At 55.7% G+C, this 21,849-nt stretch carries 20 protein-coding genes; 10 read left to right on the plus strand and 10 right to left on the minus strand.

All coding sequences use genetic code 11. The annotated features are described in order from the left end of the window. On the minus strand, positions 1-363 hold the full coding sequence (locus PHF39_RS09530) for a hypothetical protein (protein WP_300223356.1): 363 nt from the start codon (positions 361-363) through the stop codon (positions 1-3). A gap of 230 nt (positions 364-593) precedes the next feature. Between PHF39_RS09530 and PHF39_RS09535 the strand changes: the two genes are divergently transcribed. From PHF39_RS09535 to PHF39_RS09555, 5 genes are all read left to right on the plus strand, one after another. Next, positions 594-1,556 (plus strand): AAA family ATPase, encoded by a 963-nt coding sequence (locus tag PHF39_RS09535; RefSeq protein WP_300223358.1) that lies wholly within the window; start codon positions 594-596, stop codon positions 1,554-1,556. After that, a complete protein-coding gene (locus PHF39_RS09540; protein WP_300223360.1) occupies positions 1,547-3,910 on the plus strand; it encodes a PAS domain-containing methyl-accepting chemotaxis protein in 2,364 nt (787 codons plus the stop codon). The genes PHF39_RS09535 and PHF39_RS09540 overlap by 10 nt, the downstream gene beginning before the upstream one ends. 4 nt (positions 3,911-3,914) lie before the next feature. Further along, positions 3,915-4,388, plus strand: coding sequence for a chemotaxis protein CheW (locus PHF39_RS09545; RefSeq protein WP_300223362.1), 474 nt, complete (start codon positions 3,915-3,917; stop codon positions 4,386-4,388). 59 nt (positions 4,389-4,447) lie between these two features. Continuing rightward, positions 4,448-7,063, plus strand: coding sequence for a methyl-accepting chemotaxis protein (locus PHF39_RS09550; RefSeq protein ID WP_300223364.1), 2,616 nt, complete (start codon positions 4,448-4,450; stop codon positions 7,061-7,063). 81 nt (positions 7,064-7,144) lie between these two features. Continuing rightward, on the plus strand, positions 7,145-7,945 hold the full coding sequence (locus tag PHF39_RS09555) for a protein-glutamate O-methyltransferase CheR (protein ID WP_300223366.1): 801 nt from the start codon (positions 7,145-7,147) through the stop codon (positions 7,943-7,945). An 11-nt stretch (positions 7,946-7,956) separates the two neighbouring features. Here the strand turns inward: PHF39_RS09555 and PHF39_RS09560 are convergent, their stop codons facing one another. Next, complete coding sequence (locus PHF39_RS09560) at positions 7,957-8,214, minus strand: hypothetical protein (protein ID WP_300223368.1); 258 nt, start codon at positions 8,212-8,214, stop codon at positions 7,957-7,959. Between the two features lie 173 nt (positions 8,215-8,387). On the opposite strand from PHF39_RS09560, the gene PHF39_RS09565 reads away from it, so the two are divergent. After that, complete coding sequence (locus PHF39_RS09565) at positions 8,388-9,056, plus strand: hypothetical protein (RefSeq protein ID WP_300223370.1); 669 nt, start codon at positions 8,388-8,390, stop codon at positions 9,054-9,056. A 57-nt stretch (positions 9,057-9,113) separates the two neighbouring features. Here the strand turns inward: PHF39_RS09565 and PHF39_RS09570 are convergent, their stop codons facing one another. The 8 genes from PHF39_RS09570 to thiC all read right to left on the minus strand — a co-directional run bounded on the left by PHF39_RS09570 (position 9,114) and on the right by thiC (position 16,255). After that, positions 9,114-9,302, minus strand: a complete 189-nt coding sequence (locus PHF39_RS09570; RefSeq protein WP_300223371.1) for a hypothetical protein — start codon at positions 9,300-9,302, stop codon at positions 9,114-9,116. Between the two features lie 29 nt (positions 9,303-9,331). Continuing rightward, on the minus strand, positions 9,332-9,583 hold the full coding sequence (locus PHF39_RS09575) for a hypothetical protein (RefSeq protein ID WP_015285620.1): 252 nt from the start codon (positions 9,581-9,583) through the stop codon (positions 9,332-9,334). A 220-nt stretch (positions 9,584-9,803) separates the two neighbouring features. Beyond that, positions 9,804-11,654 carry an OB-fold nucleic acid binding domain-containing protein gene (locus PHF39_RS09580; RefSeq protein WP_300223374.1) on the minus strand — a complete coding sequence of 617 codons (1,851 nt, stop codon included), beginning with the start codon at positions 11,652-11,654 and terminating at the stop codon, positions 9,804-9,806. Positions 11,655-11,815: 161 nt separating this feature from the next. Next, on the minus strand, positions 11,816-12,754 hold the full coding sequence (rnz, locus tag PHF39_RS09585) for a ribonuclease Z (RefSeq protein ID WP_300223376.1): 939 nt from the start codon (positions 12,752-12,754) through the stop codon (positions 11,816-11,818). Positions 12,755-12,767: 13 nt separating this feature from the next. Next, entirely contained in the window at positions 12,768-13,544 is a 777-nt protein-coding gene (locus PHF39_RS09590; protein WP_300223378.1) for a sugar phosphate isomerase/epimerase family protein, read from the minus strand. Beyond that, positions 13,541-14,089, minus strand: coding sequence for a dephospho-CoA kinase (locus PHF39_RS09595; protein ID WP_300223380.1), 549 nt, complete (start codon positions 14,087-14,089; stop codon positions 13,541-13,543). Before PHF39_RS09595 ends, PHF39_RS09590 begins: the two co-directional genes overlap by 4 nt. Continuing rightward, on the minus strand, positions 14,043-14,861 hold the full coding sequence (locus PHF39_RS09600; protein ID WP_300223382.1) for an anaerobic ribonucleoside-triphosphate reductase activating protein: 819 nt from the start codon (positions 14,859-14,861) through the stop codon (positions 14,043-14,045). Before PHF39_RS09600 ends, PHF39_RS09595 begins: the two co-directional genes overlap by 47 nt. A gap of 116 nt (positions 14,862-14,977) precedes the next feature. Next, positions 14,978-16,255, minus strand: a complete 1,278-nt coding sequence (thiC, locus tag PHF39_RS09605) for a phosphomethylpyrimidine synthase ThiC (protein WP_300223384.1) — start codon at positions 16,253-16,255, stop codon at positions 14,978-14,980. Between the two features lie 256 nt (positions 16,256-16,511). Here thiC and PHF39_RS09610 point away from each other — a divergent pair, with 256 nt between their 5' ends. The 4 genes from PHF39_RS09610 to PHF39_RS09625 all read left to right on the plus strand — a co-directional run bounded on the left by PHF39_RS09610 (position 16,512) and on the right by PHF39_RS09625 (position 21,802). Next, the gene (locus tag PHF39_RS09610; protein WP_300223386.1) at positions 16,512-18,902 is read left to right on the plus strand and encodes a CDC48 family AAA ATPase; all 2,391 of its coding nucleotides are present in this window, start codon (positions 16,512-16,514) and stop codon (positions 18,900-18,902) included. Between the two features lie 22 nt (positions 18,903-18,924). Beyond that, positions 18,925-19,386 (plus strand): Hsp20/alpha crystallin family protein, encoded by a 462-nt coding sequence (locus PHF39_RS09615; protein ID WP_300223388.1) that lies wholly within the window; start codon positions 18,925-18,927, stop codon positions 19,384-19,386. 331 nt (positions 19,387-19,717) lie between these two features. Continuing rightward, positions 19,718-20,623: a class 1 fructose-bisphosphatase gene (locus tag PHF39_RS09620; protein WP_300223390.1), complete on the plus strand. Its 906-nt coding sequence runs from the start codon at positions 19,718-19,720 to the stop codon at positions 20,621-20,623. A gap of 39 nt (positions 20,624-20,662) precedes the next feature. Then, on the plus strand, positions 20,663-21,802 hold the full coding sequence (locus tag PHF39_RS09625; protein ID WP_300223392.1) for a class II fructose-bisphosphate aldolase: 1,140 nt from the start codon (positions 20,663-20,665) through the stop codon (positions 21,800-21,802). Positions 21,803-21,849 lie beyond the last annotated feature (47 nt).

Consider the following 21,849-nt stretch of genomic DNA (forward strand, 5'->3'; position numbering starts at 1 on the left):
TCACACGGTTATGTCACGGATTACCGCCGTCTTCCGGTCATTGTCTCCCAGGACATAGACATAGAGTTTGTAGGATCCGGGCGGCAGATCCACGGGGATGGTGACAAGCGTATCCCCCCGGGAGAGCGAAACCGGAGTACTGAGCACGGTATAGATGTGCTGGTCAATGTGGCCGATTTTGAACACGGTGACCTGCACGGTGAGGTCTGCCGGTTCTCCGGCATGGCTGATCGTTGTCCTGACGGACTGGTTCTCGTACCAGGTATTGCCCACCGTTGTAGAAATACATCCGGAACAAAGAGACAGGCAGATAACGAGCATGAAAAGAAGTCCTGCTGTTACCAGATGTATTCGTCCGGACATCAAGCAGATGTAACGCGTACAACCATAAAAATCCTGCCGGGACAAGACCGGTTTCAAGCGATGAAAGGGGTAAGCCATGGCAGGTGATCTTGCATTATATCAGCGTATTGTCTGGCTGCACCACGCAACACCACAGGGAAAACCCGCGTATGCCTGTATTGTGCGTGAATTTTTCAAAAAAATTTTAATTCCCGTAAAAATTTCTGAAATATTCAAAATAATAACCTTAAGTGATTGTAAGACAGACATATCTTATTAAATACTTAATACACAGAAATTCCATCCAAGGTGATAGTATTACCGTAATTACCTTTTCCCATCACAAGGGCGGTACCGGCAAGACGACAAGCTGTCTGAACATTGCCGGCTTCCTGGTACAGGCCGGGAAAAAGGTACTTGTTATCGATTGCGATCCACAGGCAAACGCTACCGTTGGTCTCGGGTTCACCCCGACGACTCCCGGCAGGAACATTTACGATGTATTCTTAAGCGGCTTTGAGGATTTTCCGATAACAAGTCTGTCTGAGATCATCCAGGGAACGCCGTCAGGAATCGATCTTGCACCCTCCAGCCTTGATCTGGTTGGTGCGGACCCTTTCCTGTACCGCATGGAGAACCGGGAAGCGATCCTCAAAAATGCAATTGAAACGGTGAAGAACCGCTACGATTTCATCCTTGTGGATACGCCCCCGAGCCTGGGACAACTTGTCATCAACGGTCTTTTCGCCGCTGATCATGTTATTGTCACCTTAGATTCCGGTACATTTGCGCTTGAAGGAGTATCAACACTTTCAACCATTTTCGGGGACATGAAAGAAGACCTGGAAAGGGAGATTATTCCTGACATGGCTGTAGTGACCCGCTGGGGCGAACAGGGAAACCCTGAAAAGCCAGGCATCGAACAGCCTGAAAAGAAGGATATTTTCACCCAGCTGCGGGATCTTTTTTACAAGAAACCGGAACCAACGCCCGAAGAGATCCGGGCACGGGAAGAAAAGGAGACTGAACACGAGCGGTTGCTCTCCATGCGCGCAGAAGTGGAGCGGCTGTTCAGGACCGTGTATACCGTACCGTACTCTCCCCAGATTTACGAATCGCAGAAGCGGGGACTCCCGATCTCGCAGTATGCGCCGGAGAGTGCTGCCGGTATTGTGTACAAGAACATCACAGAAGAGGTGCTGAGATGGAATTAGAGGAATTTGAAAAGACACTGACCAAAGCCCGTGATGGTGATTTCTCCGTCCGCGTGGATGAATATAAGGTACCTTCGGAATATCGCTCGCTGGCAAAAATGCTGAACAGCACACTGGAAAAGGCAGAATTCAATAATATGCTGAGGCGCCGCGCCGATCTTATGATCAAGCATAATCCTATGGCTATTGCCATCCTGAAAAAGGACAAGTCAAGGATTGCGATCAATAAGATGTACGAGGTTATGTGGGAAGGATCTCATGATGAACTCATGAGGAAAAAACTCTACGATTTTGATATCAAAGTCCTTTCCGGGGAAGACTTCTATGCCTGTTTCACGACAAAGAAACTCTCCGTTACTGAATGTTTCGTGAAGTTTCCAAACGGCAAACAGAAGTACCTGACGCTCTATGCGCTTCCCATTCTCGACAAGGCCGGGGAGGTTGACGGGGCTTTCTATATCTGGGCGGATTTCACCGAGCTTCACGAGAAGGTCGAAGCAGCCCAGGAAGCTGAGCGCAGGGCCAACGCGATGATCCAGGACAATCCGCTTGCGATTGCCGTCTTAAGAAAAGACAAGAGCCGTGTGTCCATCAACAAGCAGTACGAGATTGCCTGGCGCGGAACCCACGATGAGCTGATGAAGAAGAAACTCTATGACTTCGATATCACGGTCCTCTCCGGTGAACATTTCTATGCCTGTTTCGAAACCAAGAAACTGGCGGTCACCGAGGCGCTTGTAAAGTTCCCTGACGGTGTGAAGAAGTACCTGACGCTCTATGCGATCCCGATCCTTGACAAGAAGGGCGAGATTGACGGGGCCTTCTACGTGTGGGTTGACTACACTGAACTCCATGAGAAGATGGATGCAGTCAAGGCAATGGAGTACCGCGTTGACAGCATGATCCAGAACAACCCGCTCGCGATTGCGGTCCTGAGAAAGGACAAGAGCAGGATCTCCATCAACAAGCAGTACGAGATCGCCTGGGAGGGGACCCACGAAGAGCTGATGAAGAAGAAACTCTATGACTTCGACATCAAGGTTCTCTCCGGTGAAGACTTCTATGCCTGTTTCACCACGAAGAAACTGGCAATCACCGAAGCGCTCGTAACGTTCCCCGGCGGCAAACAGAAATACCTGACCCTCAATGCAATCCCGATTCTGGACCAACGGGGAGAGCTTGACGGTGCATTCTACGTGTGGGTGGACTACACAGATGCCCACACCAAGATGGAGGAGATCCAGAAGCTCATGGACAACTCCAAAATGGCGCAGGAAGCCCTTGCCGCAAGTGCGGCTGAGCTGGGCAAGTCACTCAACCACATGGCAGAGGGTGATCTGCAGACACGTGCCGACATTATTGAAGGCGACCCGCTGGCAAAACTCAAGGCCGACTTCAACAAGGCGCTCGAGTCCATCCAGCCGGTCATGGTCGAACTCGAAAAGGCCGCCACACAGATGAAGGTCACGACCGACGACACGAGCAAGAGCACGCAGGAGATCTCCAAGTCCACCGAACAGGTTGCAATCCAGTCCCAGAAGTCCACCGACGGCGCCAAGAAGCAGATGGACCAGATCGAGCGGATCAGTAAGGATGTCTCCGACCTGTCGGCATCGATCGAGGAGATTGCCAGCACGTCGCACACCCTCATGGAGCACGCGGGCAAAGCGGCTACCGAGGGCAACTCGGCAGCGGAACTGGGCAAGGTTGCAACCGGCAAGATGCAGGTTGTCGAGAAGATCTCCGGTGAGAGCGTGAACGAGATCACGGCGCTCAACGAGCAGATGAAGAAGATCTCCGACATCGTCAAGATGATCGCCGACATCTCCAGCCAGACCAACCTCCTTGCCCTGAACGCGGCCATCGAGGCTGCACGAGCAGGCGAGCACGGCAGGGGCTTTGCCGTTGTTGCCGGCGAAGTCCGGAACCTTGCAGGAGAGTCCAAGTCAGCCACCGGCAAGATCGAGGAACTGATCAACACCATCCAGATGAGCAGCAACAAGACCGCCGCAGCTATCAACAGCTCCTACAAGGAGATCCAGGCCGGGATCGAGAGCGTGAACAAGACCGTGGATGCCCTCAACCGGATCACCGCGGAATCCAACATCGTGGCGCAGGGTGTCAGCGAGATCACGAAGGCGACCGAGGCACAGGCCGAGGCAACAACACGCGTAATGCAGGGAATGGAAGAGACAAGCACCATCACAAGGGAGAACCAGGAGCGGATGGAGGATATGGCCGCACTCGCGGAAGAGACAAGCGCATCAACCGAAGAGATCGCGAGCGCGTCCTCGGAACTGGCCAACATGGCCGAAACCCTGAAGACGAAGATGGGTGCGTTCAAGCTGAGGTAGGACGATGGCGTCTACCATCGATATTGTCGAGTTTGAGCTGGGTGGCGAGCGGTATGCACTCGATATCCAGCTGGCACGGGAGATCGTAGAGATGATCCCCATCACCCCCATCCCCCGTGCTCCGGCATATATTTCCGGGGTTATCAACCTTCGTGGTGAGATAACGAACATCATGAACTTAAACACCCTGCTCGGTTTGCCCGACCAGGAAGTCAGGACCAACCAGAAGATCATTGTCCTTGTACCGGAAGCGACCGGCGGGAGCAATGTCGGGATCATTGTCGACGATGTGAGCAGCGTCATCCAGGTGTCTGACTCTGATGTCGACAAGGTTGGCGAAGGGTTCGGTTCCGACAGTTCCACTTTTGTGAAAGGGATCATCAAGATGAAGACCGAGGATGCAACAGCCGATACCAAGAAGAACCTGATCATCTGGATTGACATGGAGAAAGTCATAAAGGATCTTGTGGAAAAGTAGAATGAGTGAATGTGCATGCGGTCACCGGCGGATTGTAGGAGTTTTTGGGAGGAATACTAGTGTCTGAACGACCAGGAAGGAAAGCATTGTTCAGCGGTGCCGGAGCACCGCCGGTACCGGCAGCACCTGCTGCGCCTGTTGCACCCGCAACCACCTCAACGGAGGAGATCGCAGCCCACGTCCGCCAGCTCAACGAGGAGATCGCGTCGGCTCTTACTTCAGCGGTTGCCGGCCAGGCAGCAGGCCCGCTGGATGCGATGAAGTTCGGTACGGAATACACCGCATTGATCGGCGCGATCAATGCAACGTTCGAAGAACTGGCTACGGTGCGCGCAGCCCCGGAACCTGTTGTTGTTGAAAAACCCGTTCCGGAAGGGATCAGCAGGGAGGCGGAAGGCATCATCACGGATCTCAAACACCGCCTTGAGCTCATGGTTGAGCGAAACCCGGTGCCGATGCTTGTTGCTACCCCGTCGTTCTCGATTACCGAGGCAAACGATGCGTTTCTCCAGATGAGCGGGATGAGGCGGGATGACCTGATGAATACGAGCCTGTCGCGTTTTACCCTTATCTCCCAGTCCGGTGAAGGTGCCAAGGTCGCCTTACATGAGCGGCGCCGCTCCTTCGGGGAAGTCACGATCGAGCTCCCCTCAGGAAGGCATATTCTCGAACAGTACTGCATCCCTGTCACCGACAATGGCACGGTCACTTCCCTTCTCTTTGTCTATAACGATGTCACTGCCCAGAGAAAGAAGAATACCGAGATCGAGCAGCTCAGGCACCGTTCGGAGACGATCGTCCAGCAGAACCCGATGCCAATCATTCTTGTCGACAAAACGTTCCACATACGGGTTGTCAACGATGCATATGTGACTCTCAGCGGGATATCGCGGAATGAACTGCAGAAAAAGACCCTCCACGATTTCAAAGTTCTGGAACAGTCGGGCGAGGGCCTGAAGTGTGTCATCACCGAGCACCACCGCTCGAAGGGCGAGGTACTGGTGGAATTCCCCGCAGGGATAAAGAGGCTCCAGCAGTACGGTATTCCCATCACGGATGGTTCCAGTGAGATTACAAGCATCCTCATCGTGTACAACGACATCACGGAAGAACGCAAAAAACTCGATGAGATCCATGCGCTCGTTCTAGAACAGGAGAAGACAAAGGCGGAGATCCAAAAGAACATGGCGGAGGTTGCTGTTTTACAGAAGCGTTCCGATACCATTATCCAGCAGAACCCGATGTCCATGATGCTGATGAACCCGGAGTTCAAAATCATCCTGGTCAACGATGCCTATATCACAATGACCGGAGTCTCAAAAGATGAACTCCTGCGGCTGAATGCCCGTGACTTCAAGATCGACAGCCAGAAAGGCGAAGGGTTAAAGAAAGTTCTCACCGAGAAAAAACGCAGTTTCGGCGAGATTTCGATAAGGTTCCCGTCAGGTGCACATATTCTTGAACAGTACGGTATACCAATCCTTGATGCAAGCGGCAACCTGTCAACTATCCTCTGCGTGTACAATGACGTTACCCGCCAGCGTGAACAGGAGAACCAGATCAAGGTGATGATGGACGAGGCGAAGTCTAATGCAGAGCTCCTGACGGTCAGCGCGGCAGAGCTGAAGACCGCTCTTGAAAAGATCGCCAGCGGAGATCTCACCCACCGGGTCAGTGTTGACGAAGCTGACCCGCTGGCAAGCCTTAAAGTTGATTACAACACATCGGCCGATGCCATCCAGAGAGTCCTTGGAAGCCTCGCCGACGCGGTCAGTAAACTTGACGTCACGATCCGCGACACCATCAAGAGCACCGAAGAGATTGCGAAAGCCACCGAGCAGGTCGCTATCTCCAGCCAGAAGTCAACTGACAGCGCGAAAGCGCAGCTGGGCGGCGTTGAGAAGATCTCAAGCGATATCACCGAGATCTCGGCATCCATCGAGCAGATTGCCAGCACCTCGCATGATGTCATGAGCCATGCCGAAAAAGCTTCCCAGGAAGGCGAGGAAGCCGCAGGCATTGGAAAGGTTGCAACGGGCAAGATGCAAATCGTGGAGAAGATCTCCAAGCAGAGTGTCGACGAGATCACCAAACTCAACGAGCAGATGCAGGAGATCTCCAAGATCGTCAACCTCATCACGGATATTGCAAACCAGACGAACCTCCTGGCCCTGAATGCTGCCATCGAGGCAGCCCGGGCCGGGGAACACGGCAGGGGTTTTGCCGTTGTTGCAGGTGAAGTGAAGAACCTTGCCGGGGAGTCCAAGAAGGCGAGCAACCAGATCGAGACCCTCATCCGTTCGATCCAGGCTCAGAGCGAGCAGACCGCAGCATCGATGCAGGAATCCTTCGAGGAGATCAAGGGCGGTATCGAGAGCGTGAACAAGACCGTCGAGTCGCTGAACCGGATCGTCTCGGAGGCAACCATCGTCTCCGCGGGAGTTGGCGAGATCACCCGGGCCACCGAGGACCAGGCAAAAGCAACAAACCAGCTGATGTCCGGTATCGAGTCGTTCCGCACCATAACAAGCGAGAACCAGCAGCGCATGGAAGACATGGCCGCCCTTGCCGAAGAGACCAGTGCCTCCACCGAGGAGATAGCGAGCGCCTCTGCCGAGCTCTCGGCCATGGCAGAGCACTGCAGGACAGAGATGGGACAGTTCCGGGTCAAGTAACCCGGGCCTCACCCGCCCTGATAATTATTTATCACAGGCAGACACCATTTTACGATACCACAAAGGTACTGAGGAGAACCAATGGATGGCTTTGACCTCTTAAAGCGCTATATCGAGCAAACCCTGAAGATCCAGTGCGGGAACTACAAGGAAGATTACATCAAGCGCCGTCTCCTCTCGCGGATGCGGTCAACCAATACTGCAGATTACAACGAATACCTCAGGTACCTCAAGGCAAATCCGCCGGAACTGGAGGTTCTCCGAAAGGCACTCACCATCAACGTGACGGAGTTCTTCCGGGATGGCGATGTCTACGATATCTTACGAAAGGAAGTTCTCCCGGATCTCTTCGCAAAGCGCAAACGGCTCCGGATCTGGTGTGCCGGGTGCTCGACCGGTGAGGAACCCTACTCGATCGCCATGATCATTCACGAGATAATGGCACAGAACAAGGAAATCTCCGGCCAGATCTTTGCAACGGATATCGACAAGGTTGTGCTTGCAAAAGCGCAGGAAGGGGTCTATTCCCCGAAAGCCATGGCAAAGTTATCGGAAAGCCAGATCCGCCGTCATTTCACGAAGATGCCTGACGGGAACTACCAGGTGAAGGATCACTTAAAGGAACTCATCCGCTTCCGGCCGCATGACCTGATGAGCGGCGCCCCGATATCCCGCTGGCTTGACCTCATCACCTGCCGCAATGTCACTATCTACTTTACCGAGAAACAGAAAGACGATCTTGCCCGGCTCTTCCACGGGGCGCTCGTCAGTGACGGGTATTACATCATGGGCAAGACCGAGTATCTCGGGAGGCAGGTGGAGAACCTGTTCACTGCAAGAAATTCCGTCCAGAAGGTCTTTGTGAAAAAAGAGCAGCCGTAACGGTTCAGGGATCACTCTTTCTTCTCTTCTTCCGCTCCCCCCGGACTTCTCTGGAAACTGCTTGTCAGGCTCCGCTGCAACTCCTTTCGTGCAGCATGGGCCTTGAGCTGGTTCATCACCGTGACAAAGTTCAGGCCGATGATGATGAGGACAAGGAGCAGGCTCACCCAGAGCATTGCTCCCTGTGAGGAGAGGAATGCTGCCCAGAGAAGGACAACAAAGGAGATGAGGTAAAAGACCACCCATGTGCGAAGCCCGGGCAACTCCATGTACATCCTTTTTCCCGGCGAGGATATAATCCATACGGAGTACGGGTTACGGTTTATGGAATTCCCGCTGGCAACAGAGGTTTTTTGTCAACGCCGGAAACATTTCTTCGGGCAGGATTATTCCATGTTTTTGTTCCGTCACGTTTTTTTTCTTACGGGCCCAATTACATCCTGTGGAGAAAGGAGATCTTATCACCCTCATCGGCGGAGTCGTCCTGGTCTTTGTCATCGCCCTTGTCATGAACCCCCATTACCTTTCGGGCATACCTGAAGTTGGGGGAAAGCAGGTCGCTACCCCGGTCCCTGTTGTGCCTTCCACTGTACCGGGTACTCCTGTTCAGACGGTCGTCACGGTAACCCCGCTCACTGCTGCGGTTACCATAACCCCCATGGCTGAGCCGACCATTGCCCCGCCCTACCGGCTCTTTTACAACAGCAGCCCGTTCTCCTATCCCCGGTTCAAGATGCCGGACAACATCTATATCTACGGCGCTGGCGACATCCCGTTCCGCGGCCGCGAGATGGTGACCTTTGCCTTCATCAACGAGTCAAGAGGGGGACTGAGCCAGAGGTTCCGTGTTCCGTACCCGGTCTGGTCCCTGAATGCAACGGTAACAGCTGAGCGGACGCCCCAGTACGGGAACTTCAAGGTGGTCCTCTGTTACGCGGACAACGGCACGGTCATCGATGGTATGGAGATCCTCAACCGCGGATCGATGACGCGGAATGTCCAGGTATCCGGTGCTGACCTGTACATGATCATAACAACTGCATATATCGACAGTTACCAGATAGATCTTGAGACCCCGAAGGACTATTACTTCGAGTATAAGGATCGGTAATCTTTGAGAACGTTCCCGTAAGGATTGTTCCATGTCCCCTGGGGGAATATGAAAAGATCAGAGTTTCTCGACAGTGATCCGGACACGGTCCCCGTTTTTCAGGAGGTGCCCTTTCGGGATATCGATGTTGAACCAGAGCGCTGCCGGGTTCTCCTGGTTTGAGTCCTGGGACATCAGGCAGTCCTTGTGTTCATTGATGTTTGCGATAAACTCGATTGCAGATTCAAATTCCAGTACTTTGGTCATGATAAAAGGGGGGATTAGTGGCACCAGGCCTAGATGGCACGCGAGGTGACCATCCAGGTAGTGCTGTTCGAGTAGCTCCACCGGATAATATCCAGTTCCTTACAGATCTCGGCAAGAATTGCCATGTTGGTACCGACTTCCTTGGGCGAGAGACCAAGGTCTTTTGCAATGTATTTCGATTTGAAATAGTGCTTGCCCTTGGTGATGCCCGAGTTGAGGTACGTCACGATCTTGTGCTGGGTCTCGTTATACGTCTCACGTAATTTTTTAGTGGTTGACATGTTGTGCCTCAGCATTAAAAACTCATATAGATCAATTGCTATATATAAATATCTAATCTTCCTGACAAAAATTCAGTCTTCTTTTTTTCACCCGGCTGAAATTTCGACCAGAAAGATTATATCTCGCCCGACATGGGCGTGGTTTTTCAAAGATTCCCGATACGCGCGTCTTCTGCATTTTCAGGTAAAATTCATTGAGATCCCAAAAAGGTGAAGGGGCTTATTTGGGTGGCTGGACCCGGGCATCCGCTATCTTTGTGATGAGTGCCTCAAGGACAGCATCGCGCATGCCTTCAACAAACTTGATGCTGCCCACGACCAGGTGCCCGCCACCGCTGATGCCGCCGCCCGGGAGCTCGACCCGGAGTTCCCTCACCATGCGGGGGATGTTCATGAGAACGCCGCGGGACCTGAGGACGGCAAAGTCGGGACCAAAGCCGATCGTGACAACCGGTTTTCCCGCATGCTCGCGGCAGAGCCGGTCGTGCACCTCGCCGCTGGTCTTGCCCGGTGGCGGGAAGGTGAACTTGTGCGCATGGATCTCGACATCGATAAGGAAGAGATGTGCATCGTTTTTGAGCACACGGGGCACAACATGCGCCATACAGGCACTCATCTGGTCCTCGATCATGGTGTTTGCCCCCTCAACGAGCAGGGCAACAAGCTTCTTGTGACGCTCGGTCCGGCCGTTGATGTTCAGGATATCCTTGATAATTTCCCGACCGTCATTGAACCGGAGCCAGAACTGCTCGTAGTCAAGGGCAAGCGCAATGTCCTTGCAGGCCTCTTCCGGGTACTGGTCACGGACAAGCTCAAGGAAGAGTGCGCGCTCCGGCGCCTCGCTCCGGTCGCCCACACCGGCAATGGCGGGGAGGTGACGGATCAGGGATTCGACCTTCGGGTTGATCAGTCGTGCCACCTCGGTGCCCAGCATTCCTGCCGTGATCCCGAAGTCCCCGCCGACATGGTACGGGTTGACATGAGCGACAAGGTACTTGTCGATGGTCGCATCAGGGTGGTGGTGGTCGATAACCGCGAAGGGGATGTCATACACGCTCGCTATCTTGTACGACGGTTCATCTTCTTCCGTTGAACCGTTATCGGTGAGGAGGACGAGCGGCATCTTCTGGCCGAACCGGACATGGTCCTTTAACGAGAAGTCGAGGTCACGGGTGATGTCCTCGATCTCGTAGAACGGGGCTTTTGACGGAGCCCGCTTGAAGAGGAAGTAATCGGCATCGAAGTCGCCGCCGGACTCCCGGATGAGCGAGACCACGGCCTGCTCGATGGCCACAGCCGAGCAGATGCCGTCAGCGTCCGCGTGGTGGCGGAGGATGATGGGTTGGGAGGTGAAGACCGCCTTCCGGATGATCTTTGCGACCTTCTTCATCTCGGGACGGAGTTTCTCCATGACCTCGCTTTTTACGAGGAGCGGGATATCCTCCGGCTCGGAGCGCTTGTCGAGTGCCTGCTCGATCCGGGCTTTCACCGCATCCGATTCATCCCCTTCGAGCGCGGTTATGAGATCCGCCTCGATCTGGAGCTGGTTGTTTCTCCGCATCACTTCCCCGATGACCTTGACAATGTCGCCAAGTTCGATCTCCGGAAATGCGCGTACACCTGCCTCGATGAACGCGGCTGCATTCTGGGTCCCGGTCTCATCGACAATCGTGAAGATGGTTGGACCGCTGGTCTGTTTAATCTGGGCAACCTCTCCTTCGATGGCAACGGTCTTCCCAATCTTGCCGGCAAGATCGGCAATCCGGACTGTTGTTGATTTCCGCTCGATGTTCTGCACCTGGTAGACCTGGATCTGCACTTCTTCAAGGTCAATGTTGCCATTGGGGCGGATCTGCCGGACACGGACAAGGATCGAGTCCCGCTCCTTGTGCTCGGCCTTCATGTTGCTCTTGTGGACAAGGCCCTTGATCCGGTCGTTCATCTGGACGAACATCCCGAAATTGGCAAAGCCCTGGACCTTTCCCTGGTATACGTTCCCTTCCTCAATGTCGGTAAGGTCGCAGGCTGCGCCAAGCCGGTACACAAGGATATCATCACTGGTATTAGACATGGTTCTCTCTCACCACACACGACGTACGGAAAAATGGTTGCGATTGTGTATTCTGGATCGTCAACGCTCCGCGAAATGGTTGATATGATATCAATGGGTGCCTGAAAGGTTAATTTACTTGTTATCAGGAAAAGGGTGTTTTTGGCCGGGGAGGGATTGCATCAATCCCGGAACGGGACCTCGATCATATCCAGGTCATCGGGAACAACGATGGTTCCTGCATATCGGCTCCGCGCTTCGGCGATATGGGTCTTGGCATCCGGGTACCGTGAACTGGTGTGGATGAGGACGAGCGTTCCGGCATTGAGCACTGTTGCGGCTTCGCCGGCCTGCGCAGCGGTGGCATGATAGAACTCCGCTGCCCGTGAGGATTCAGCCTCATCGTAGGTGGCATCATGGATGAGAAGATCGGCATTGGCGGCAACATCGGCGATGGTCTCGTGGATGGCGCGGGTGTCCCCGGTATAGACGATCTTCCGACCGAGCCTCTTTGGGCCCATGACCTGGTCCGGCCTGACTTCCACAGTCGTCTCACCGGTTTTTACGGTGACGGTTTCCCCGCGCTGGAGTTTCCCGAACAGCGGGCCCGGGGGCACGCCAAGGGCGATGGCCTGCTCGCGGTCGAACCTGCCCGGCCTCGGGTCTTCTTCAAGGATGTAACCAAGCGTAGGCATGCCATGGGACGCGGCAAATGCGGTGACGGTATACCCCTCGAAGCGCACCCAGGAACCGGGAGCAAGCTCAACGGATTCCATCGGGAACTTGAGATTGAACCGTGCAACATGACGGAGGGTTTTGACGAACTCGTGCACCCATTCCGGGCCATAGATGGCCAGGGGTTCGGTCCTGCCATTGAAGGACATGGTCTGGACAAGGCCGAAGATCCCGAGGAAATGGTCGGCATGCCAGTGGGTGATGAAGATGGCGTTCACGGTGAACCCGCACCGGGCCCGCATCATCTGCTGCTGGGCGCCTTCGCCGCAGTCGAAGAGGAGCGTGTCTGAACCCCGTCTTACCATGATACAGGGCGGGTTGCGTGACGGGGTGGGAAGGGCCCCGGCTGTCCCGAGGAAATAGACCTGGAGGGTCTCGCCGCTCATGAGGTCTCCCCCGTCACATGAATTCCCTCCGGAAAACCGCGAGGCTCCTTTTTGCCTCCTCGATCGAGCGACCTTCGATCACGATCCGTTTTCCCTTGAAGCCGGAAGCGATGGCCCGGCCGGTACTCTTCCAGTCGATCGTACCGTCGCCGAGGGCAAGGTGTTCATCGGTAACGCCATGGTTGTCGTGGATGTGGATATGGTCTGCCCGGTCCACGTACCGGAGGAACTCGCCGACCTTTCCCACGGTATTTGCGTGCCCGAAGTCAAAGGTCATGCCGATTCCCTCGATCCCTTCGGTCATGCCGATCAGTTCCTCGGGGAACCGGCAGAGGAACTCCTTGTAGCTGATCATGTTCTCGAGGCAGGCAAGTACCCCGTGTTCGCTGGCGCACTTCCCGATCTCGCGGAGTGCCTCCTTCTGGAGTGCCCATACCTTCTCCGGCATCATCTTGCCAACCGGTGATATGTACCCGGGATGGATGGTGACGCGATCGGTCAGCGGGGCGGCGTGTTCGATGCAGGTCTTGATCTGCCGGACCGACTCCCGCCAGATGGGATCGTTGAGGGTGGCGAGATTCAGGTCGCCGTACGGGGCATGGACGGATGCGAGGAGCCGGGTTGTGGACAGGACTTCCTGCACGTTCCGAAAGCTGTCCGGATTCTCCAACCGGTAATTGCCGTCGCTGACGATCTCCCAGCCGTCAAAGCCCGCCTCTTCGATGCCATAGACCCAGGTAATGTCTTCCCAGACCTTTGCTGATGAGGAGAAAGAGAGTTTTACGTTCACGGATCACCCCGAAGCTGCACGAGAAGGTGCCGTACGTCCCGTTCAAATTCTTCCAGGCTGCCCTCATTCCGGATCCGGATGTCTGCCTGTTCCAGGGCTTTGCCCAGACCCCAGCCAAGTTCCCGCTGGTCGCGGTTTTTGAGCGCATCAGCTGTCGTGAAATCATCGGAGCGGGCCCGGGCCGCTATTCGTTCGAGGCGCTTCTCAAAAGGCGACTCAATGCTGATCAGGGTAAAGCCGTCAAAGTTATTCCTGAATAAGGCAACTTCGGTATCTCCCCGTATGCCGTCCACCAGGGCGAGAGGCGCATTGAGCCGGCGGATTTCAGGGACGCAGAGCTGGGCGATGGCGTCCATCCCCCGCTCGGCCCGGAGCCGGTTGGCCGTTGCCCCGAAGTTTGTATCGTTCGGTTCGAGCCCCGCCTCGCGGACGGCTTTCCGGATCATGTCACCCATGACGATGACCGGGATCCCCGCTTCCTGCGCTATCCGGGAGAATTCACCTTTTCCGCTTGCCGGCATTCCTACGACGCCAATCACTCTCATATGATATCTCCCCGATCTCCCGTGTCCGTATTCGTACTGTCCGCCCCAGTTCATCGGCGATTGCCTTGAGCTCAGGTAAGGTCAGGGGAGGATGGTTCTCCTGTAATGTTCGACGTTTACAGATATATTCCCCATTGGTCATGTCAGGCGCAGTCTCGCGCATCCGGATGATCTTATGCTCTCCCTGCTGGAGGACGAGCGGGGCCGTGCCGATCTCTTTTGAGATCTTTTCGATATAATCGGCATTCTCGTAGAATGTCGTGATGACGACCTCGAACTCAAAGTGAACATTTTCCCGGGCCGCGTTCTTACAGTGGCTGATGGATTTCTTGAGGCATTTCTCATAGCTTTCTGCCGGCATCGTGCTGTACCCCCCCTGCCAGCCGGAGAAGCCTTCCCACCGCGTCTTGTAATCGATGGCAACGCGGTCCACGAGTTTTTCCTTGATGAGGCTCTCCAGTGTCCCGGGGAAGAGGCCGTTTGTCTGGAGACCGACCTTCAGGTCCCGGGAGCGGGCATGCCGGGCAATCTCAACAACGGCATCCTTCTGGAGCGTGGGCTCGCCACCGGAGATGACGATGCCGGAGACGAAGGGGGCGGACCCGTCAATCATCTCCCGTATTTCGTCAATGTCGCGGAAGTCCTGCCCGGTCTGGATGGCCTCGTTCTGGCAGTACGAGCACCGCAGGGGACACCCGCGAAGAAAGACCGTGCAGACAGCCCGGCCCCGCCAGTCAATCGTCGAGATGGGGACAAAGCCGCCGAAGTTCACCCTGATATGATCACCGTGCCGGAATATTTATTGCCGGGGTTATTTGAGTGTATTGAGACCGTCGGAGGCAACAGTCCGTAGTCAAAAAAAGTGCGTGGCAAAATTTGGGGAGGTGATCAGAAATCGAAGTGCTTGCTGACGATCTTGAGTGCGCAATAGTCGCCGCACATCGTACACCCGTCGGTATCTGCGGGCATGCGCTCCGACCGGATCTTCTTTGCCCGTGCCGGGTTCATGGCAACGGCAAACTGGCGTTCCCAGTCAAGGTCGCGGCGGGCATGGCCCATCTCGAGGTCGAGCTCGCGGGTCTTTTTGAGCTTGATCATGTCGCCGACATGGGCCGCGATGCGGGAGCTCATGACGCCCTCGTATACTTCCTCGGGGGTCGGGAGGGCCAGGTGCTCGGCAGGGGTGACGTAGCAGATGAAGTCCGCACCACAGGAGGAGGAGATGGCTGCGCCGATGGCGGCTACCCGGTCGTCGTATCCGGGAGCGATGTCGGTGACGATGGGGCCGAGCATGTAGAATGGCTTGTTGTTGGACATCCGCTTCATTAAGGTGACGTTTGCCGCAATCTCGTCGATCGGCACATGGCCCGGTCCCTCGACAATCACTGGCACGTTCTCCTGGTGCGCCTTGTCAGCGAGCTCGGCATTGATGACCAGTTCCTGGATCTGCGCCCGGTCAGTGGCATCGTGGATGGCCCCGGCCCGCATGCCATTGCCCATCGAGAGGGTGACCTCGTGCTCCTTCATGATCTCGAGAAGATAGTCGAATTCCGTATAAAGCGGGTTCTCTTTTTCGTTGTGGAGCATCCATGCGGTCATGAATGCGCCGCCCCGGGAGACGAGGCCCCCGTGCCTGCCCTGGTGTTTCAGGCGCTTGACCGTTTCCCAGTTGATGCCGGTGTGGATGGCCATAAAGTTGGTCCCGAGCTTGGCCTGTTCAGCGGTGATACGGAAGAGGTCGTCTTCCTTCATGTGGACAACGGCGCCATCCTTGATTGCGGCCTCGATGAATGCCTGGTAGAGCGGAACGCAGCCAACAGAAAGCTGGGTATTTGCGATGATCTGCTTGCGGATCTCGACAAAGTCCCCGCCGGTAGAAAGTTCCATCAGGGTGTCGGCACCGGCAAGCTCGGCCTGCCGTGCCTTCTCGATTTCCTCCGGGATGTTGACGATATCGGTCGAGGTCCCGATGGATGCGTTCACCTTGGTCCGGAGCCCTTCGCCAATACCGCAGATCTTCACCTTGCGGTAAGGGGAGGTCGGGATAACGATATGCCCGCCGGCAACGCCGCGCCGGACGAAGTCCTCGGTGACCCCTTCCTGCTTTGCGACGATCTTCATTTCTTCGGTAACGATGCCTTTCTTGGCATCCGCGACAATACTCATGGCTTACTGGTTACAATAAAGACCAGATAAAGGCTTGTTTTTTCGATTCTGGACTAAATCTGGCTTGTTATGAAAACAAGTAAAGTTGAATTGGAATAACGCAGTTTATTTTGTGTTCCATCCTGCCCCGGAAATGCCGCAAGTGGCCTGACCTCCCCGTGTTTTTCAGATTCGCGGGCGCCTTCTTCTTGCACAACATTTATATATAGTAGCGCACTAACTAATGGTAAACCTTGATTGAACGAGGTGTTTTACGATGACAGATATGGATTATTACGAAGTTACGGTGAAGGAAGCGGCCCACGACGATGCCGGTCGCGGGATTGCACGCCTGAGCATCGAGGTGATGAAGAAGATTGGCCTGGTCTCCGGTGACGTAATCGAGATCCAGGGCAAGAAAAAAGCCGCCGCGATCGTCTGGCCGGGTTTTGCCCAGGATACCGGTTTTGGCATCCTCCGCATCGACGGTAATGTCCGTGGGAATGCAGGGACCGGTATCGACGAGAAGGTCAGGATCAAAAAGTCGGAGGCGGAATATGCAAAGAAGATCGTTGTCCAGCCTACCCAGCCCATCCGTCTTATCGGGGGTGAACAGTACCTTTCGAGGGTGCTTCGCGGCCGGCCGGTGATCGAAGGCCAGGCTGTCCGCGTTGACGCAATCGGGAACTCCATCACGCTGGTCATCACGAAGGTCGCCCCCAAGGGCATGGTCATCGTTACCGATGACACCGAGATCGAGCTCAAGGAAGAGGCCTACAAGCCCGAAGAGGGCAAGCAGGAGATGTCCGATATCCACTACGAGGATATCGGTGGCCTTGGCCGCGAGCTCCAGCTCGTCCGCGAGATGATCGAGCTCCCGCTCCGCCACCCGGAGATCTTCGAGCGCCTGGGGATCCAGCCGCCCAAGGGCGTGTTGCTCTATGGTCCCCCGGGCACCGGCAAGACCCTGATAGCAAAGGCGGTTGCAAACGAAGTCGACGCCCACTTCATCACGCTCTCCGGCCCGGAGATCATGAGCAAGTACTATGGCGAGAGTGAGAAGGGGCTGCGCGAGAAGTTCGAGGAAGCCGAGCAGAACTCGCCTGCGATCATCTTCATTGACGAGATCGATGCCATCGCACCGAAACGTGCGGAGGTCCAGGGCGAGGTGGAGCGGCGTGTCGTTGCCCAGCTCCTGGCGCTCATGGACGGACTCAAGGGCCGCGGCCAGGTTATCGTCATCGCGGCAACCAACCTCCCGGACTCGATCGATCCCGCGTTACGGCGTGGCGGCCGGTTCGACCGGGAGATCGAGATCGGCATCCCGGACAAGAAAGGCCGGATGGAGATCTTCCAGGTGCACAGCCGCGGTGTTCCCCTTGCCGAAGACGTAAAGATCGAGGAGTTCGCCAACACCACCCATGGCTTTGTCGGTGCCGACATCGCCCTGCTGGTCAAGGAAGCCGCAATGCATGCGCTCCGGAAGATCATCCCCCAGATCAAGATCGATGAGGATATCCCGACAGAGGTACTGGATGCGCTCCGTGTCACAAACGAAGACTTTGCCGAGGCCCGGAAACACGTGGAGCCGTCGGCCATGCGCGAGGTGCTGGTAGAAGTGCCCGACATAACCTGGAAGCAGGTGGGAGGCCTCGAGGACGTGAAGCAGGAACTGAAGGAAGCGGTCGAATGGCCGCTGAAGTTCCCTGATGTCTTCGAGCGGCTCCAGACCAAGCCCCCCAAGGGCATCCTGATGTTCGGCCCGCCCGGCACCGGCAAGACCCTGCTTGCAAAGGCCGTTGCAAACGAGAGCGAGTGCAACTTCATTGCCGTGAAGGGCCCCGAGCTCCTGTCAAAGTGGGTTGGCGAATCGGAGAAAGGTGTGCGGGAGATCTTCCGGAAAGCCCGACAGGCGTCCCCGTCGATCATCTTCTTCGATGAGATCGATGCCCTCGTGCCCAAGCGCGGGAGCTACCAGGGCTCCTCGCACGTGACCGAGAGCGTGGTCTCCCAGATCCTGACCGAGCTCGACGGCATGGAGGAGCTCAAGAATGTCACGGTGCTCGCGGCAACCAACCGCCCGGACATGCTGGACGATGCCCTGCTCCGGCCGGGCCGGCTGGAACGGCACATCTGGGTGCCTGCTCCCGATGAAGAGAGTCGGAAGAAGATCTTCGAGGTCTACCTGGGCGGCGAGACCGGCAATATCCTTGCAAAGGACGTTGACGTCGATGCGCTCGTGAAACAGACAGAGGGCTATGTCGGCGCCGATATCGAGGCACTGGTCCGCGAGGCCAAGATGGCCGCGATGCGCGACTTCATCGTGCAGATGGGTGGCCGGAACGAGCAGGAGCGGAAGGATGCCATCAAGAACGTGATGCTCACCCGGGCGCACTTCGATGCCGCGCTCCTGAAAGTGAAGGGATCGCTTGACGCAGAGACCCTGGAGAAGTCCGAACGGCAGGCATGGGAGATGCTCTACAACCAGGAGCAGCGGGAGGTCCTGGACAAGGCAGCAATCCTGATCCGCCAGGCAGGCATGGTCCACAAGAAGGCCGACGAGAAACTTGCTGCGGAACTCCGAGCTGCCGTGTATTCCCGGAAGAAGGACTTTGATGCGATCAGGAAACTCTCAGAATCGCTGGAGAAGAAACTGGAGAAAGCGTAAGACAACAACAGGAAACGAGGTGATGAAAATGAAAGGAGATCCCATGGATATGTTCGACCAGATGGACGAGATGTTCGCACGGCTCTTCTCGCAGATGAGCCGGGACATGTCAATCGGGGGACCGAAAGTATACGGCTATCATATTGTCATCAACAATGGTGAGGGGCCCGGGGAAGTGACGGAATTCCAGCCCGCACTCTCCCGCAGTGCCGGCGAACCGGTTGCCGAAGTCCATCATATCGGCGACGAGACGATGGTCATCGCGGAACTACCCGGCATAACGGAGGAATCGGTCCGGCTGGACATGAAGGGCACGACCCTCGTGATCGATGCCGGTGATGCGGATAACCACTACCATTCCACTGCCGAGGTCCCGGGAGTGGACTCTGCGACCATGAGAAAGTCGCTGAAAAACGGCGTGCTGGAGGTAACCTTCAGCAACCTGCCGAAGAGTGAGAAAGGAGCAGGTGCTCCCGGCGAGTGACCGGGAGGATCCTTTTTTTTATCTCTGCGTAAATCCTGTGTAAAAATGTGTTAGATGGTGATGGAGGAGCCACGGGCGCTCGGGGTCTGCCGACCCTCGCCGCGTGGAACTTGGCTGTATGCGACCCTTGAAAAAATGAAAAGGGTGGTCAAGGGAGCTTACCCCCTTGGGCAGCCTCCCCCCCCCACATCCCCACCATTTCCGTGGACCTTCGCGTTTTTCATCAATAATAATCCTGATAAAGATCGCAACCAAACGACTACATACCTGAGGGGTTAAAATCGGACCCCCCTGCGGCTGAATATTCTTTTGATCTGGATGGCGGTACACCATGAAACTAAAAGAATTCCTTGAACATGAAGGAACGGAGAAGAACCTCGCAGAACTGATCCTCTTTTTGGCAAGCCGCGCTCCTTCTATCAGGAAGGGGTTCCTCGTTGCCGGCGGAAAGGCAAAGGATGGAGGGAAGACAAAGAACGTCTATGGCGAGGAGCAGCAGCCGCTCGACAAGTACGCGGACTCTGTGTTCGTGGATGGGATACGGGAGTCCCGGCTTGCCCGCTATGTCGCTACCGAAGAGCAGGAGACTATTGTTGAGGTGAAAGATCCAAAAGCGCAGTTTGGTGTTGTGATCGATCCGCTTGACGGGTCCTCCCTGATTGATGTGAACCTCTGCGTGGGTACGATCATCGGGATCTATCCCGGCCACGTCCTGGCAAAAGGATCGACGATGGTTGCGGCCATGTACCTGCTCTACGGGCCGCTCACGAGCCTGACCTATACAACGGGCAAAGGCGTCCACGAGTTTGTCCTTGATGAATCGGGCGAGTTCATCCTCCGTCAGCGTGACCTGAAGATTCCCGAGGGGAAGATATTCGCCCCGGGTGCTCTCCGGAAGGACTGGCTCCCGGCCCATGCGAAGTGGATCGAAGAACTTGAGCGGGAAGGCTACAAGCTCCGGTTCAGCGGCTGCTTTGTCGCGGATGTCCACCAGATCCTCCACAAGGGCGGTGTCTTCAGCTACCCGGGTATCAAAGGCAAGGAGAAGGGGAAGCTGCGCCTCCTGTATGAGGCAAATCCCATGGGGAAGATCCTGCACGAAGCCGGCGGCGCGATCAGCAACGGGAAGACGGATATCCTCGGGATCGTCCCGCAGGCCCATGATGTCGTAACGCCTATCTATGCCGGCGGGAAAAAAGAGATTGCTCTCATTGAGAAATGTTTCCGGGAAGGATGAATTTAAGCAGATAGGATGAATACACTGGTGTGATGCAGTATGTCGGTGAAGAGTTTTAGTCCAATGCCGGGTTCGGCAATCCTTTCAGCGCTTGCCGGCCAGAAGACTATCGTGATGGCGGCAAACGTACGCGTTGCCTCGGTTGCGAAGGGGATCTTCCGGGCAGCAAAGGACACGGACTCGGCCGTCTTCATGGAACTGGCGCGGTCCGAGTGCGATTTAAAGGGCGGGTATACCGGGATGACCCCGGCGGATTTCTCGAAACGGATGAACGATGCGGCAGCCGCGGTCGGGTTCGATATGTGGGCACTCCACGCGGACCATATCACCATCAAAAAGGGGGATGCAGCCGAGATCGAGAGCACGAAGCAGCTCATCGATGCGCAGATCGCCGCCGGGTATACCTCGTTTGCCATCGATGCCTCCCACCTCTTCAACTTTGAGGGGAAGAATGTCCGCGAGGAACTCGATCCGAACATCCGTGTCACTACGGAGCTTGCCCAGTACATCAGTAAGAAGATGAACAATAAGGAGTTCGGGCTCGAGGTCGAAGTCGGCGAGATCGGGAGGAAGGACAACAGCGGGCTCGTCCTCACCAAACCGGAAGAGGCGGTTACGTTCATCAAAGCCCTCAACGAGAATGGAGTCAACCCCCATGTCCTTGCCATCGCAAACGGCAGCACACATGGGCACACCTATGACGCTGCCGGCAATGTTGTCGAGCAGCTCTCCATCGACATCCCCCAGACAAAGGAGATTGCCCAAGCGCTCCGGGATAATAAGCTCAACGTCGGCATAGCCCAGCACGGTATCACCGGCACGCCCCGCGACCTCATCAACCTCCACTTCCCGAAAGGGGATATCATCAAGGGGAATGTTGGCACGTTCTGGCAGGATGTTGTCTTCAGCACCCTGAAAGTCTACGAACCGGCGCTCTACAAGAGCATCCAGGACTGGACGCTGGAGAAGTACCGCCCGCTCAACCAGGGCAAGTCCGATTGCCAGATCTTTGACGGCAACTGCAAGATGGCGATCAAGGAGTTCTTCAAGGATCTCTACTCCCTTGACGAGAAGACCGAGCATGCCATCCAGTCCATGGCCTATGCCGAGAGCCTTGTCTTCTTCCGGGCGTTTGGGGCATATGGCTCGGCGTCGGTTGTGCGGAAGGCGAGGAAGTAATCCCCTCAGTCTTTTTGTTTTCAGGGCAGATTTTCGGGATTGGAGAG

The sequence above is a fragment of the Methanoregula sp. genome (assembly GCF_028712425.1).
Classification (GTDB): domain Archaea; phylum Halobacteriota; class Methanomicrobia; order Methanomicrobiales; family Methanospirillaceae; genus Methanoregula.